The organism is Microcystis sp. LE19-195.1E (assembly GCF_027532095.1).
In the GTDB taxonomy this organism is placed as follows: Bacteria; Cyanobacteriota; Cyanobacteriia; order Cyanobacteriales; family Microcystaceae; genus Microcystis; species Microcystis aeruginosa.
On sequence record NZ_JAPZSZ010000066.1, the window covers coordinates 35,416 to 49,107 of the forward strand.

The following is a 13,692-nucleotide window of genomic DNA, read 5'->3' on the forward strand; positions in this document are numbered from 1 at the left end:
TCAAGGGAGAAAAATCATGACTTTAGATTACAAAGAGCAATACTGTATTATTGGGGCTGGTGCCGCAGGATTAGCGGCGGCTAGAGCCTTAAGCAAAGCCAAAATTCCCTTTAATGTTATCGAATCTGCCCAGGATGTTGGGGGTATTTGGATTTATGATCGTCCCGATAGTCCAATGTATAAAAATACACATCTGATTGGTCATAAAACCACACAACCTTTTTCCGATTTTCCCATGCCAAAAGATTACCCAGATTATCCCAATCATCGGTTAGTCTATGAATATCTTCGCAATTATGCCGCTCATTTTAATCTCTATGATTTCATGGAATTTAATCTCAGCGTGGAGAAAGCAAAAAAGGTGGGTAACTTTTGGGATGTCACCCTTAGCAACCAAGAAACCAGACGATACCGAGGGGTTTTAATCGCTAGTGGTTATCATAGTAAACCGAATATTCCTCAATTTTCTGGGCATTTTGACGGGGAAATTATCCATTCAAAAGATTATGATAATCCCGCTCAACTAAATGCTAAAAAAGTCCTAGTAGTTGGAGCGGGACAATCAGCCATGGATTTAGTCGTCGAAGCGGCTATTAATGGCAGTAAAACTTTCCATAGTACCCGTCGTGGCTTTCTCTGTATGCCGAAATTTTTGTTCGGTTTGCCCCCAGAATGGGTGATGATTAACACGCCAATCATGAATCTAATTCCAGCCCAAGAACACATGAAAATGATGGCTTTATTATCACCAATAGCTCTATTCTTACAAGGAGTTAATCTCAAAAAACTCAATATTCCTACAGACTGTAAAAGTAACGGTCTAATTATTCCCAATAGTGACCAACAAATCTATCGTTATTATGTGCATGGAGATGTCACCCATAAGCCTAATATTCAACAATTAGACGGAAAGAAAGTTATTTTTGCCGATGGCAGTACAGAAGAAATTGATCTGATTATCTACGCCACTGGTTACAAAATTGAATTTTCTTTTATTGACAAATCTGATTTAAATTGGCAAGAAGGAACCACCCAGCCTAACCTCTATATGAATGTTTTTCACCCAGAGGAAAATAACCTGTTTGTCATCGGAATGGTTCATCCCACTGGCACCCACTGGCGAGTATTTGAAGAACAAAGTAATTTAGTGGCCGCTTATCTACAAGCTCAGGATAAAAAATCCCGGTTTGTCTATAAATTTGAAAAGCTAAAACGTCAAATTAGTGCCAATTTAAGCGCCGACAATAAACACCATAGCGGTACTCACTCCTTAGTGATTGACAAATTGGGTTATATACGCGAAGCCCAAGGATTAGCTCGCCGATTACTGGCTTAAATCTCCCACCATAATTAACCCCCTGAAATCCCTCTCTCTTAACTCCAATGCCCTACATTATTGAGACAGCTACTGGTTTTCCAGAACATTACTATCCCCAAGAAGTTCTAGAAGTCAATATCAGAAATCATTGTGCTAATCTTCTTCAAGATTATTGCCGAGAAAATCAACTCGACTTCCAGGAACAAACCTTTTTTGATTTAGAACAAATTCATCGTTTTTTCAGTAATGTCAAAATTCAAGGGCGATACTTCACTATTCCCCTAGATGAATTCGATGCCGATAATCCTCCCGGAATCGCCCAACCCTTTCGTCAAATGGTCGATCTAACTATGGATTTAGTAACATCGACAGTAACTAATTTGCTCAAAAAAGCCGCTCTTTCTCCTAAAGAAATCTCCCTAGTTACCTCCGTTACTGTTCTTCCTTCCGTTCCTTCCCTAGAAAGTTTACTCCTCAATCGTCTAGATTTTTCCCTCGATATCAAGCGGCAAGCGTTATCGGGTGTCGGCTGTTTGGGGGGCGCCCAAGGATTAGCCAGAGTAAACGATTATCTGCAAGGACATCCCACCGAAGCAGCGATCTTGTTTACCACCGATCCCTCCTCTGGCCTTTGGCAAGGGTCAATTCATAGCGATTTAACGGAATTATTGGGACAATTACCCGAAGATCCCTCTCAATATAGCAATATCATTATGACCCTTGTGGTAGCGGCTTTATTTGGTGATGGAGTCGGTACTGTGCTCTTAGCGGGAGATGAACATCCCTTAGTCAAGCAAGGTAAAGCAAAACTGAAGATTATCGGCACTCAATCGCTGTTAATGCCCCACACAGAGCATTTAATGGCATTACCTTTAACAGACTACGGTTTTCGCCAAATTCTTCGCCCAGAAGTCTCTGATTACGTCAAGGGTGGGGTGAGAAAAGCGGTGACATCTTTACTGGAAAAAACAGGAGTTTCCCTCGAGGAAATTGTCTGTTGGATGGTGCATCCGGGAGGTCCAAAGATTCTCGATGCAATAGTTGAAGAATTTCACTTAGAACCGGATGTTTTACAGGTTAGTTGGGATATTTTGGCAGAAATTGGCAATATTGCCTCTGCTACTATCCTCTGCATTCTCGATGAAACCCTTTCCCGTCCCCATCCTCCCACGGGTTCCTACGGATTAATAATTTCCATGGGGCCTGGATTTGCTCAAGAAGCCATTTTAGTTCAATTCTAAGGATATTTAAGGATGTTAAGCCAAATAGTTTTCATTGCCCTGATTAGTTACATTATTGTCCAACGAGTGCGCGTTACTCGTCTGAGTAAACAGAATATGGCCAAAGTCTTAGCGGAAGGTGGCAAACTGCATAGTTCTAATTATGTGGGATTCGTCAAGATTTTCCAATCTAGCTGGATGCTTTGCATGATCGGGGAAGTTTATCTGCTCGATCGACCTTTTATTCCAGCATTGGCTTTATTTTCCCTAATTACTACTTTTTTAGCTCAAAAGCTCCGCTATGCCTCCATTGAAGCCTTGGGCGATCGCTGGATTCATCAGGTGGTCACGGTTCCTCAGACACCCGTGATCGACAATGGCATTTATCAATATATCCGTCATCCTAACTGGTGGGCCATGATCACGGAATTAGCGGTGGTTCCCTTGTTTCATACCGCTTATCTGACATCTATAGTCTTTAGTCTCCTGAATGCTTGGTTATTAATCCAACGCATTCCGGCTGAAGAAGAAGCTTTGAGTCAAGACACCAATTATCAAGCAGTTTTCGCCAATACTCCCCGTTTTATTCCTAGTTTTAGCGCAATTTTCTCTCGCAAACAGCAACCGCTTAAAAGTTAATTGCCACGGATAGCAGGGCCGGTTCCCTAGGGCCCTTTAATTACCCCTCATACCTGAATTTCAAGGAGAAAAAAAATACTATGGACTCTCTAATTGTTTCCGAAAATATTATTAGCGACAATTTAACTAACGCTCTACAAGAATGGGAAAATTTATTAGGCTCCGAATATGTCAGCACCGATAACAAAAAACGCCTAGAAGCCGAGACCGCTACCTACGAAACCGATGCTAAAATTCCGGCAATTATTCGCCCGGGTAATCGTCAAGAAGTCCAAGAATCTCTAAAAATTGCTAATCGCTATCAAACCCCTGTCTATCCTATTAGTACAGGTAAAAATTGGGGTTATGGTTCGCGAGTTCCTAGCCGCACCGGTTCGGTTTTAATGGATTTGAGTCGATTAAATCAGATTTTGGATTACAATGAAACCCTAGCTTATGTAACTATTGAAGCGGGTGTTACTCAGCGACAACTCTACGATTTTTTGCAAAAAAATGGCAATAAATTATTAATGAGTGTCACCGGTTCGACTCCTGATTCTAGTATTATTGGCAATATTCTCGAACGAGGTGAAGCCAAAGGACCTTTGGGCGATCGCTTTAATCATGTCTGTGGAATGGAAGTAGTTTTGCCCACCGGTGAATGTGTTCATACGGGATTTAATCGCTTTGAAAATTCCCAAATAGGGGCGGTCAATCGTTGGGGAGTCGGTCCCTATTTTGATGGAATTTTTACCCAATCTAACCTAGGAATCGTCACCAAAATGACTTTTTGGTTAACGCCCTATCCTGAATATTTTCAGGCTTTTTTCTATAGCATCGATCAAGAAAATAAATTAGAGTTATTGATCGATAAACTACGTCAACTGAAAATGGCAGGCGTAATTAAAACCACCTTCCACATCAATAATAACTACCGAATGTTGTCCATTCAACAACAATATCCCTGGCAGGAATGCCAAGAAAAAACTCCTTTACCCCCCGATTTGTTAGAACAATTAAGTCATCAATGGGGCGGCGGTGTTTGGATAGGAGAAGGCGCTTTATATTCGGCTTCACCAGAACAGGGAAAAGTCGAAAGAAACCTAATTGAAAAAGCCTTGAAAGGAATTGTCAATAAACTTATGTTTTTTGATGAAAATAAGTTCAAAATGGCCAGCAAAATGAGTCCCATTTTTAAAGTATTTACTGGTGTGGAAATTAAGGACAAGGTGGATTTAATTTATCACAAAAATCCCCAACGAGGAATGATTACCGAAAAAGTGCTGAAGATGGCCTATTGGCGCAAAAAAACGCCTCCCACCGATAAGTTGAATTTAGACCTGGATGCCTGTGGCATGATTTGGTGTGTTCCCGCTGTTCCTTTTCTGGGAAATCATCTCAGAAATGCTCTCAATATTATCAGCAGCATCGCTAAAAAATATGGTTATGAACCTAATATCGGCATTAACTGTATTACCGAGCGCAATATCAACATCAATGCTGCCATTTTTTATGATCGATTGCTAGAAGGAGAAGACCAAAAAGCCTTAAATTGTCACGATGAAATGTTGGCAGAATTGATCAATCAAGGCTATTATCCCTACCGTCTTAGTACCCACTCTATGAATAGTTTACCCGTAGCCCAAGACGATTATAGTTGCTTAATCCAGAAAATTAAAGACAGCTTGGATCCCAATCACATTCTCTCACCCGGTCGCTACGAATTTCTTTAAATAAGCCTAACAATCTACTGCTAACTACCCATCTCTCCCCCAATTCTAATGACTTCTAGCACTTCTAGCAAATGGCAACATCTCCGAATAGATTATCTTCCTTATATCACTGGTTGGTTTGGTAACTTTATCGTTAATAATGCCCTTCTAACCATGCTAATTTATCGCTACGACCCGGGCATTCCCAATGACTATAACTTATCCATTTTATTGCCCTCTGCTTTAGTGGGGATAGCGATAATGATTAGCCGTATTGCTGGGGCTTTTGTGCAGCCAGTAGTCGGTTATTTTTCCGATCGCTTTTGGAGTCCTTGGGGCAAAAGAAGACCATTTATACTGGCCAGTTTAGTCCCTTTAATTGGTGGTTTTATCCTGTTGTTTAATCCCCCTAATAACTTAAATCAAACCACTTACTTCATTTATTTAGTCACCATGCTTTGGGTGTTTTATGTGGGCATGGCATCCTACCATGTTCCCTATTTAGCCTGGTTGCCCACTCTCGCTAAAAGCCCAGAAGGAAGAGTTAAATTATCAACTCAAATCGGAATTTTTGGTTTAGTTGGTGCCACCATTGGTGGGATTATTGCCCCTTGGTTAACTGATAGTTATGGCTTTCATGGGATGGGTATTGCTATTAGTCTTATTGGGCTAATTACTCTAGCTATGCCCTTGCTAGAAAAAGAAGAATATAGTCCTTCTAAGGGGAAATATCCTAACTTTAAAACCACCTTAACGGCGGCTTTTACCAATCGGACTTTTTGTATATATATGATCACCATGATCTTGGCGTGGATGGTGATTAGTATTATCTCGGTGATTCCGACTTTTTTAGTAATTGCTCTCCTCAAACGAGAGGTAAGTTTTGCCGCCGTGATTAATACTATTATCGTGGGGAGTGCCTTAGCTGGATTTACCCTAGTTTTACCCTTAGCGCAAAAATATGGCAAAAAACTGGTTTTTCAAGGTTCTTTAATCTGGGTTGGCCTGGGTATGATTGCCATGGCCTGTGGTCGCTTTTGGTGGCAAGATTCTTTGATTCCTTGGTTAATCCTTTCAATCATCGCTAATTTAGCCCTAGCCAGCTTTTTTAGTCTGCCGAATGCCATGTTATCGGACATTATCGATCAAGATGCGGAGCAACAGGGAATGGGACGAGAAGCAATATTTTTTGGAACTAGGGGTCTCCTAATTCAATTTAGCCAAGGTGCGGGGTCTTTTCTAACAGGATTAATCCTTTCTTTCGGGAAAACTCCTGATAACCCCTGGGGGGTACAAATTGCCTTTTTGTGCGCCGGTATATTATCCCTAGCAGCGGCTTTTGTCCTCCGGCCTTATGCGATCAAAAAATAGTTCTTTCCTCGCTAATCTGTTATTACTTTTGACTAAACCCTACTCATTTGGAACTGGATTATGACTTCCCCCAATCCCATCACCAAACAGCAAGAAACTGCTATCAAAAAACTGCGATTGCCCTGGCGATTAATTATTACTGGGATCCTAGCGGCCACCTCGGTTTTTGCCTATCCTACCCTGCGTAATGTCCTCTTAGAAGACACCTCTGAATCCACCACCTCAGAAGAAACCGCTTCGTTAGCAATCGATAAGAGCAAGACGGCAGCCTTACCTGTGCGAACCTTAACTTTAAGTCCTGTCACCCATCACCAAGAACCGCGCCGTTATACGGGTAATATTGTGGCTAAACGGACAAGTGAACTAGGATTTGAGCGTTCGGGACAATTAATTAGTTTATTGGTTCAAGAGGGTCAAGAGGTACGCCGAGGTACTTTAATTGCTACTCTAGATACACGCAATTTAGAAGCACAAAAACAAGAACTCATCGCCCAGCGATCGCAAGCCACGGCTAAACTGCAAGAATTACAAGCTGGTTCCAGGAAAGAAAGTATCGCCGCAGCCCAAGCAAAAGTCCGCGATCTCAGGGAACAATTAGCTTTAGCCCAATCTAAATACCAAAGACGGCTAGGATTGTATCAAGAAGGGGCAATTACCAGAGAACAACTCGAAGAAGTGCAAACAGATGTTAATGCACAACAAGCGAGAATTGATGAAGCCCAAAGTCAATTAGATGAACTCAAGGCCGGTACTCGTCCCGAATTGATTTCTCTGCAAAAAGCCGTTATTGACCAATTTGATGCCCAACTGAAGAATATTAAATTAGAGATTGAGAAAAGCCAACTTCAAGCCCCCTACGATGGCACTATTGCCCTCCTTCACGTCAATATTGGCACTGTTGTTTCTGCAAGTAATCCGATCGTTCGTTTAGTGGAAAGTAATAAACTGGAAGCGCGTATAGGGGTTCCCATTGACCAGTCCGAAAACTTACCAATTGGCAGTAAACATCGTTTAAAAATTGGTAACAAAATAGTAACAGGACAAGTCACTTCAACCTTGCCCCAAATTGATCCAACTACCCGTACCGCCACGGTTATTTTAAGTTTAAATCAGACTCAGGGCCTGATTCCGGGGCAAGTGGTCAGCCTAGAATTATCTCAATCAGTTCCACAATCGGGCTATTGGTTGCCCACAGAAGCTTTAGTACAAGGCACGAGAGGATTATGGTCTTCCTATGTTCTAGGAGAAGCTAATCCCGATAATCCTCGACAGTTTACCGTCAAACGCCAAGATTTAGAAGTTCTAGCGATTCAAGGCGATCGCTTGTTGGTGCGCGGGACTCTCACCTCCGGTGATCGAGTGATCGTCGAAGGGGTTCACCGCATCGTACCCGGGCAAATGGTGGAAATTTGGTAGTCAGTGGTCATTAATCAGCTTTATTATCCCTAATAATCTCCAATGAATAACTTATTTGAACGTAAACCTAGATTACTAATTCTGACCTTAATTCTGATTATTGTCTGGGGATTGTCTTCCTTTCAAATTTTGCCGCGCATGGAAGATCCCGAAACAATTAATCGAGGTGCCACCATTACCACCAATTTACCCGGTGCCAGTCCTTATCGGGTCGAATCCCTAGTGACCGAAAAAATTGAACAATCTCTCTCTAGCATCAAAGAAATTAGCCTGATTGAGTCCTCCTCAGAATTAGGGCGTTCCACGGTCAATATTGAACTTAAAGATGAAGTGACTGATGTGGATCCCGTCTGGTCACGCATTCGCGATCGGATTACCGATGTCATCCCGGAACTACCCCCAGAAGCCCAAAGACCCTTATACGAAGAAGGATATAGTAAAGCCTTTAGTTTATTGACTGCCATCCTTTGGGATCTAGATACCGCTCCTAATTACGCTATTTTACGCCGACTTGGCCAAGAACTGTTCGATGAATTAGAAGCCCTTTGGGGAACCGAAAGGGTCGAGTTAGTCGGGGTTCCGGCCGAGGAAATTTTAGTCGAAATCGATCCGGTGAAATTATCCTCCCTGGGCCTAACCGCCGTCGAAGTTGCCCAACAAATTCAAACCAGTGATGCCAAGGTCGCCGCCGGACAACTTCGCAGTAATCGCAATAATTTATTATTGGAAGTCGATACCAGTTTAGAATCACTCTCTCGGATTCGAGCAATTCCGATTCGTTACAGTAATGAGGGACAATTTACCCGTTTAGGAGATATCGCCCTAGTTACCAAGGGAATTCAAGAACCACCACCAGAACTAACCATTATTAACGGTAAACCCGCTATTGTGGTGGCCGCTATGATGGAATCGGGGCAACGCATAGACGAATGGACCACGGCAGCCCAGGCCAAGTTAGACCTGTTTCGACCCTCTCTCCCCCAAGGTGTGAGCCTCAAGATAATTTTTGCCCAAAATCGTTATGTGGCTAACCGACTCGATGGATTATTCAGCAACATGATCCTAGGGTTACTCTGTGTCATGGGGACAGCTTTTGTGATGATGGGATGGCAGTCCGCCTTGGTGGTGAGTGCATCCTTGCCCTTATCGATCCTGATGGTCTTTGCCGGTATGAATCTCTGGCAAATCCCCCTACATCAAATGTCGGTGACAGGAATTGTTATTGCTTTGGGACTTTTGATCGATAACGCTATTGTGATTGTCGATGAACTGCAAAAAGGACTACGGACCGGAATAGCTCACGAACATATTGTTGCTGAAACCGTTAAACAGTTAGGGATTCCCCTCTTAGCTTCTACCCTAACCACGATTTTGTCTTTTATGCCGATCGCTCTTTTGCAAGGAGGCACTGGCGAATTCGTGCGTACTATCGCCCAAACAGTGATCTTAGCCTTGGTTAGTTCTCTAATTTTGTCCCTAACGATTATTCCTGTCCTCAGTTTACGTTTATATCAACTGACTCATCGCTCGCATCAGACAAAAACCCATTGGTGGGATACGGGAATTAATTTACCGCTCCTAACGAGTTTGTATCGCCAAATTTTGAAGTTAATTCTCTATTTTCCCGTATTAGGTCTGGTTATTGGCTTGATTATCCCAATTACTGGCTTTGTTGTCGCCAGCACTCTCCCGGAAGAATTCTTTCCGCCGGCAGAACGAGATCAGTTAACCCTAGAAATCGAACTGGCCCCCACCACAACCCTAGAAGTAACTCAGGTAAAAGTGGCTCAAGCTGAAAAAATACTGCTAGATCATCGAGAAATTGCGGAAGTTCACTGGTTTTTAGGGCGTAATGCTCCCCCCTTCTACTATAATCTCTCCGATGGCGTCAAAGACTCTCCTAATTTTGCCCAAGCATTGATTCAACTTCGGCAAGTTTCTGATGAACCCCAATTGATCGAAACCTTACAAAAACAATTAAGTCAAGCTCTACCGATGGCTAGGGTATTAGTTAGCCCCCTAGAACAGGGTCCACCGGTGGGCGCCCCGATCGAAATTAGGGTTTATGGCTCAGAATTGGAGATGTTAAGGAAAATTGGCGAGTCCCTACGGGAAGAACTGGCAAAAATACCCGAAATAACCTATTCTGTTGCTGATTTAAGTGAAATTCAAGCTAAATTAGCCTTAAAAATTAATGAAGAAAAAGCTCGACTAATTGGTTTGGATAATGCGGCGATCGCCAGCCAATTGGATAACCTTTTAGAAGGTTCTGTGGGTGGCTCGATTTTAGAAGCAACGGAAGAATTACCCGTACGAGTCCGAGTCGCTAATCGCGATCGCGAGCAACTGCCACAAATTGCCTCTTTAAATATTCTCGGTAATTCCGCCACTGCTGAACGGGCTAATATTTCCCTTTCCTCCGTGGCAGAATTTGATTTTCTCCCCGAATTAGCCACGATTCCTCGACGAAATGGCAAGCGAATTAATACGGTGAAGGCCTATGTTCAAGCTGATGCGATCGCTGCAACGGTTTTAGACGAATTTCGCCAAAACTTAGAATCGGGCAAATTTTCTCTTCCGCCAGGGTATCGGCTCGAATTTGGCGGAGAGGAAGAAGAAAGAGATACAGCTGTGGCTAATCTAATTGCTAGTGTGGGAGTCTTGGCGATTCTAATGCTATCAACCCTTGTTCTTTCTTTTAACTCCTTCCGTCTTGCTGCCCTAGTTACTGTCGTCGGTATTAGTTCAATTGGACTAGCCTTATTTTCCCTCTGGTTATTTGAATATCCCCTAGGATTCATGTCGATTTTAGGCACTATCGGCTTAGTTGGGGTTTCCGTTAATGATTCTATTGTCGTGGTAGCGGCTTTACAAGCTTTACCCCCCCATCTTCAACGCCAACGAAAGGCAATCCGGGAAGTGGTCATTGCTTCCACCCGTCACATTCTCACCACTACCTTAACCACCGTGACGGGATTTGTGCCATTATTTCTCTACGGCGGCGCTTTTTGGGAACCCCTCGCTCTCTGTATTTCCATTGGGGTGATCGGAACCACCCTAAGCGCACTGGTATTTGTCCCGTCGGGATGGTACTATCTCGCTCAAGCCCAAAAGGTTTCCCCTCTGTCTGTTTCTGAGTAGCTTGATTAAATACCACTTTTGTAGAGACGTTGCTAGACAACGTCTCTATTGATTTGGGTAAAAATACCCTGAAAGTCCTCTCGGCTCCACCGCCCTGATCCGAGAAAATAGGGAGAATTGACTGGGTTAAATAGGGCTTGCTGAATAATGGTAAAACCCTTTTAAAATAAGACTTTTGACCTGTTAAAATCCGATGTTAGTGCAAGAATATAGGATTAAGACCTTCAAAAACCTGGCATTATCCTTGTTGTAGTACATAAATTGGTACAAACAAGAGAGGGCAACAAAGCCTGAAACTCCCGACGACCGGCTACTGACGACCGGCTACTGACTCCTAACCCCACCAACAAACTTTTTGCCGCAAGCCCTAAATATAATCGAGTTTAAACAATAGATAAGTTTTTTAACAAGAGTAGTTTCAGATACTAATTACCCGATGGACTGGGGTAGAATTGGAAAAACCAGTCAAACTGTTTTAGCCAAGCTACTTAACTATGATGAAAATTAACTTGCTGTTCGGGTTATCTTCCCTTAAAAAATCGATAAAAAACTTTACATAAACTCAAAGGAGAGCCTCGTAAATTTCTCATCTAAAAGCGGAGTTAGTTATCAGACGAAGTTTTTGGGTGCTTGTGTTGATTACTTCTTAACCACCATCTTAAAGTAGAAGAAGGGAGATGAAAGTTAATCAGTTACTAAGACTCTACGAACAAGGAGAGCGGGATTTTTTAGCCATTGACTTGATGAGTCTAGACCTACAACAAGTGACTCTGATCGCTGTCAATTTTGCAGCGGCCAATTTGTGCGGAACTAATTTGAGTCGCTCTTTTCTGACTAAATCAAATCTGCGGGGAGCGAGTTTGAATTGGGCGAATTTAACCTATGCCAAATTAAGTCAAGCGCAATTAGTGGAAGCGGACTTAACCAAAGCTAATCTCACTGGGGCCTTTATGGTACAGGCAAACCTGCGTAACTCGCGATTAAGTGGGGCGGATCTTTCCCATGCTAATCTCCGGGGGGCGAATTTATGCGGGGCGAATTTATACTTAGTTAATCTCTTGGAGGCAACCCTAGATAAAGTCAATCTCAATTGGGCTAATTTGCAAGAGGCGCGGCTAAGTGGCGCTAAATGTCGTCAGATTTCCGCAAGGGAAGCCAATTTTAGCGGCTCTTTTCTTAAAGAGGTGGACTTTCAGGGGGCTAATTTAGAAAGGGCTAATTTTAGCGAGGCACGTCTGACGGGTAGTGATTTACGCGGGGCCAATTTAGCGGGTGCTAATCTAGCGGGAGCGCGTTTACAAGAGGTAAATCTACAGGGAGCGGACTTGAGGGGTGCTAACTTGACGGGGACTTGTTTTGAGAGCGTCACCGGTTGGACAGAAACCGCCCAAGAAGATGATATTTTTCCCCTAGACTGGTTTCAGCCCCGTTTTGCCACTTAAAAGTCAATATATCTGCCGAAAGCCCCTCCTTTTCCTATCGATTAACGATTAGCTGGAGTGGTTAATCTTTGGTTAGGAATGGGGATTGGGGGAGCATTATTCGGCTCGTCCTCGAAGGGTAAAGCAGCAGGAGGAGGAGGAGTGGTAGCACTGGGAGATGGTGCTGGAGATGGCGTGGGATTAACGGCAGCGGGGGGACTTTTCGGGGTGACGACGGGTGCGGGAGAGCTAAAACCGAGGAGAGCTTTGCCAAAGGGAAAAACATTAGCCCAGCGTTGAATATTGGGATGGCCAAACCAATCTTGACGGGATACCTTCACCGAGAGGAGAGGTGCGATCGCCCCTGATTTTTCGGCCGTTATCAATAAATCAATTTTATTAAGACCCTGTTGTTGATTAAAACGACTGATGATAGTTTTCTCTGCTAATTGCGATGCTCTAGTCAATAATCCTTCGTAGGATTCTCCCCGTTTAACTGTGATGGGAAGATTAACAGTGGATTGAGCAAAAACCACATCAACGGCAATAATTCCCGTCAGCAGCGTTAAAACAGTAATAGACTTGTACATAGGACAGACAGTTAAACAGGCACTCCCTCGCTAGGGTCGGGATCTTCCCTGTTAGAGTTCCCCGATCGCTTTCTTAAATTACCACGATCGATCTCTGGCCACAATTGAAAATTTTCCGGTAGCAAAATCGTCCTTGGCTCCTAGCAATAGGCAATAGGGGAATAATTAGGGCTGGCTGAATAAATCTAAAAACTTTGTTGGATAATATCTTTAGGCTTTTTTGCCCTCAAAAAGTGCCAGCCATTGGAGTGATCAGGGGGGAAAATTCAGGTACTTTTTCCCTGAACATTGGGTAATTGACCACCTGAAAATGGCTAAAACCCCACACCCGACACCCCACCCCCACGAAAAACTGTTTCAGCATAACCTAATTATATTTGGCTATATCGACCAGAGGGTTTTAATTATGACACAAACTAGCGAAACCGTTACCTATTCTCTCGAATCTGTCCTGACAAGGATCGAGAGTAAAATCGACACCCTCCAAAGAGATGTTAATCAGAAAATCGACAATCTCCAAAGAGATATGGATCACAAATTTGACAGTCTCCAAAAAGATGTTAATCAAAAATTTGACAGTCTCCAAAAAGATGTTAATGATTTAAAGGTGGAAGTCACAGAAATCAAAGGAGATATTAAAACTCTTGATCAGAAAGTCGAAGCGATGGATAAACGACTGGAAAAAGTCGAAGATAGTTATGCAATCCTAGTTAAAGATATTGCGGACTTGAAAGGGTTTAAATCTCTGATTATCCCCATGATTGTAGCTTTTTTAAGTGCCGTGGTAACTTTGGGATTGCGCGGCTTTTTTCTTGGCAATAAACCTTAAATATATCAGGGGATATTTTAATCATCAAGTTTATTTTGTACTCTACCAATAAAATC

At 42.9% G+C, this 13,692-nt stretch carries 10 protein-coding genes; 9 read left to right on the forward strand and 1 reads right to left on the reverse strand.

Annotated features, from left to right (window positions below):
* The first annotated feature begins 16 nt into the window (after window positions 1-16).
* The 8 genes from O9300_RS03990 (at window position 17) to O9300_RS04025 (ending at window position 12,238) form a co-directional block, all read left to right on the forward strand.
* Window positions 17-1,336: a flavin-containing monooxygenase gene (locus tag O9300_RS03990; protein WP_287970185.1), complete on the forward strand. Its 1,320-nt coding sequence runs from the start codon at window positions 17-19 to the stop codon at window positions 1,334-1,336.
* A gap of 47 nt (window positions 1,337-1,383) precedes the next feature.
* Window positions 1,384-2,559: a type III polyketide synthase gene (locus tag O9300_RS03995; RefSeq protein ID WP_287970186.1), complete on the forward strand. Its 1,176-nt coding sequence runs from the start codon at window positions 1,384-1,386 to the stop codon at window positions 2,557-2,559.
* 12 nt (window positions 2,560-2,571) lie between these two features.
* Window positions 2,572-3,177, forward strand: a complete 606-nt coding sequence (locus O9300_RS04000; protein ID WP_002731647.1) for an isoprenylcysteine carboxyl methyltransferase family protein — start codon at window positions 2,572-2,574, stop codon at window positions 3,175-3,177.
* A gap of 80 nt (window positions 3,178-3,257) precedes the next feature.
* The gene (locus O9300_RS04005) at window positions 3,258-4,889 is read left to right on the forward strand and encodes an FAD-binding oxidoreductase (protein WP_287970187.1); all 1,632 of its coding nucleotides are present in this window, start codon (window positions 3,258-3,260) and stop codon (window positions 4,887-4,889) included.
* Window positions 4,890-4,937: 48 nt separating this feature from the next.
* A complete protein-coding gene (locus tag O9300_RS04010) occupies window positions 4,938-6,239 on the forward strand; it encodes an MFS transporter (RefSeq protein WP_287737395.1) in 1,302 nt (433 codons plus the stop codon).
* A 60-nt stretch (window positions 6,240-6,299) separates the two neighbouring features.
* On the forward strand, window positions 6,300-7,655 hold the full coding sequence (locus O9300_RS04015; RefSeq protein ID WP_190723612.1) for an efflux RND transporter periplasmic adaptor subunit: 1,356 nt from the start codon (window positions 6,300-6,302) through the stop codon (window positions 7,653-7,655).
* A 42-nt stretch (window positions 7,656-7,697) separates the two neighbouring features.
* On the forward strand, window positions 7,698-10,796 hold the full coding sequence (locus tag O9300_RS04020; RefSeq protein WP_287970189.1) for an efflux RND transporter permease subunit: 3,099 nt from the start codon (window positions 7,698-7,700) through the stop codon (window positions 10,794-10,796).
* A gap of 677 nt (window positions 10,797-11,473) precedes the next feature.
* Window positions 11,474-12,238: a pentapeptide repeat-containing protein gene (locus O9300_RS04025; RefSeq protein ID WP_287970190.1), complete on the forward strand. Its 765-nt coding sequence runs from the start codon at window positions 11,474-11,476 to the stop codon at window positions 12,236-12,238.
* Window positions 12,239-12,279: 41 nt separating this feature from the next.
* On the opposite strand, the gene O9300_RS04030 is transcribed toward O9300_RS04025, so the two are convergent.
* Entirely contained in the window at window positions 12,280-12,807 is a 528-nt protein-coding gene (locus O9300_RS04030) for a hypothetical protein (RefSeq protein ID WP_287730007.1), read from the reverse strand.
* Between the two features lie 403 nt (window positions 12,808-13,210).
* Here O9300_RS04030 and O9300_RS04035 point away from each other — a divergent pair, with 403 nt between their 5' ends.
* The gene (locus tag O9300_RS04035) at window positions 13,211-13,636 is read left to right on the forward strand and encodes a polyhedral envelope domain-containing protein (protein WP_287970209.1); all 426 of its coding nucleotides are present in this window, start codon (window positions 13,211-13,213) and stop codon (window positions 13,634-13,636) included.
* Window positions 13,637-13,692 lie beyond the last annotated feature (56 nt).

Bases quoted from the DNA above. Each gene is read 5' to 3' on its own strand.
- O9300_RS03990 (WP_287970185.1), top strand. From the start codon at position 17: ATGACTTTAGATTACAAAGAGCAATACTGTATTATTGGGGCTGGTGCC.
- O9300_RS03995 (WP_287970186.1), top strand. From the start codon at position 1,384: ATGCCCTACATTATTGAGACAGCTACTGGTTTTCCAGAACATTACTAT.
- O9300_RS04000 (WP_002731647.1), top strand. From the start codon at position 2,572: ATGTTAAGCCAAATAGTTTTCATTGCCCTGATTAGTTACATTATTGTC.
- O9300_RS04005 (WP_287970187.1), top strand. From the start codon at position 3,258: ATGGACTCTCTAATTGTTTCCGAAAATATTATTAGCGACAATTTAACT.
- O9300_RS04010 (WP_287737395.1), top strand. From the start codon at position 4,938: ATGACTTCTAGCACTTCTAGCAAATGGCAACATCTCCGAATAGATTAT.
- O9300_RS04015 (WP_190723612.1), top strand. From the start codon at position 6,300: ATGACTTCCCCCAATCCCATCACCAAACAGCAAGAAACTGCTATCAAA.
- O9300_RS04020 (WP_287970189.1), top strand. From the start codon at position 7,698: ATGAATAACTTATTTGAACGTAAACCTAGATTACTAATTCTGACCTTA.
- O9300_RS04025 (WP_287970190.1), top strand. From the start codon at position 11,474: ATGAAAGTTAATCAGTTACTAAGACTCTACGAACAAGGAGAGCGGGAT.
- O9300_RS04030 (WP_287730007.1), bottom strand. From the start codon at position 12,807: ATGTACAAGTCTATTACTGTTTTAACGCTGCTGACGGGAATTATTGCC.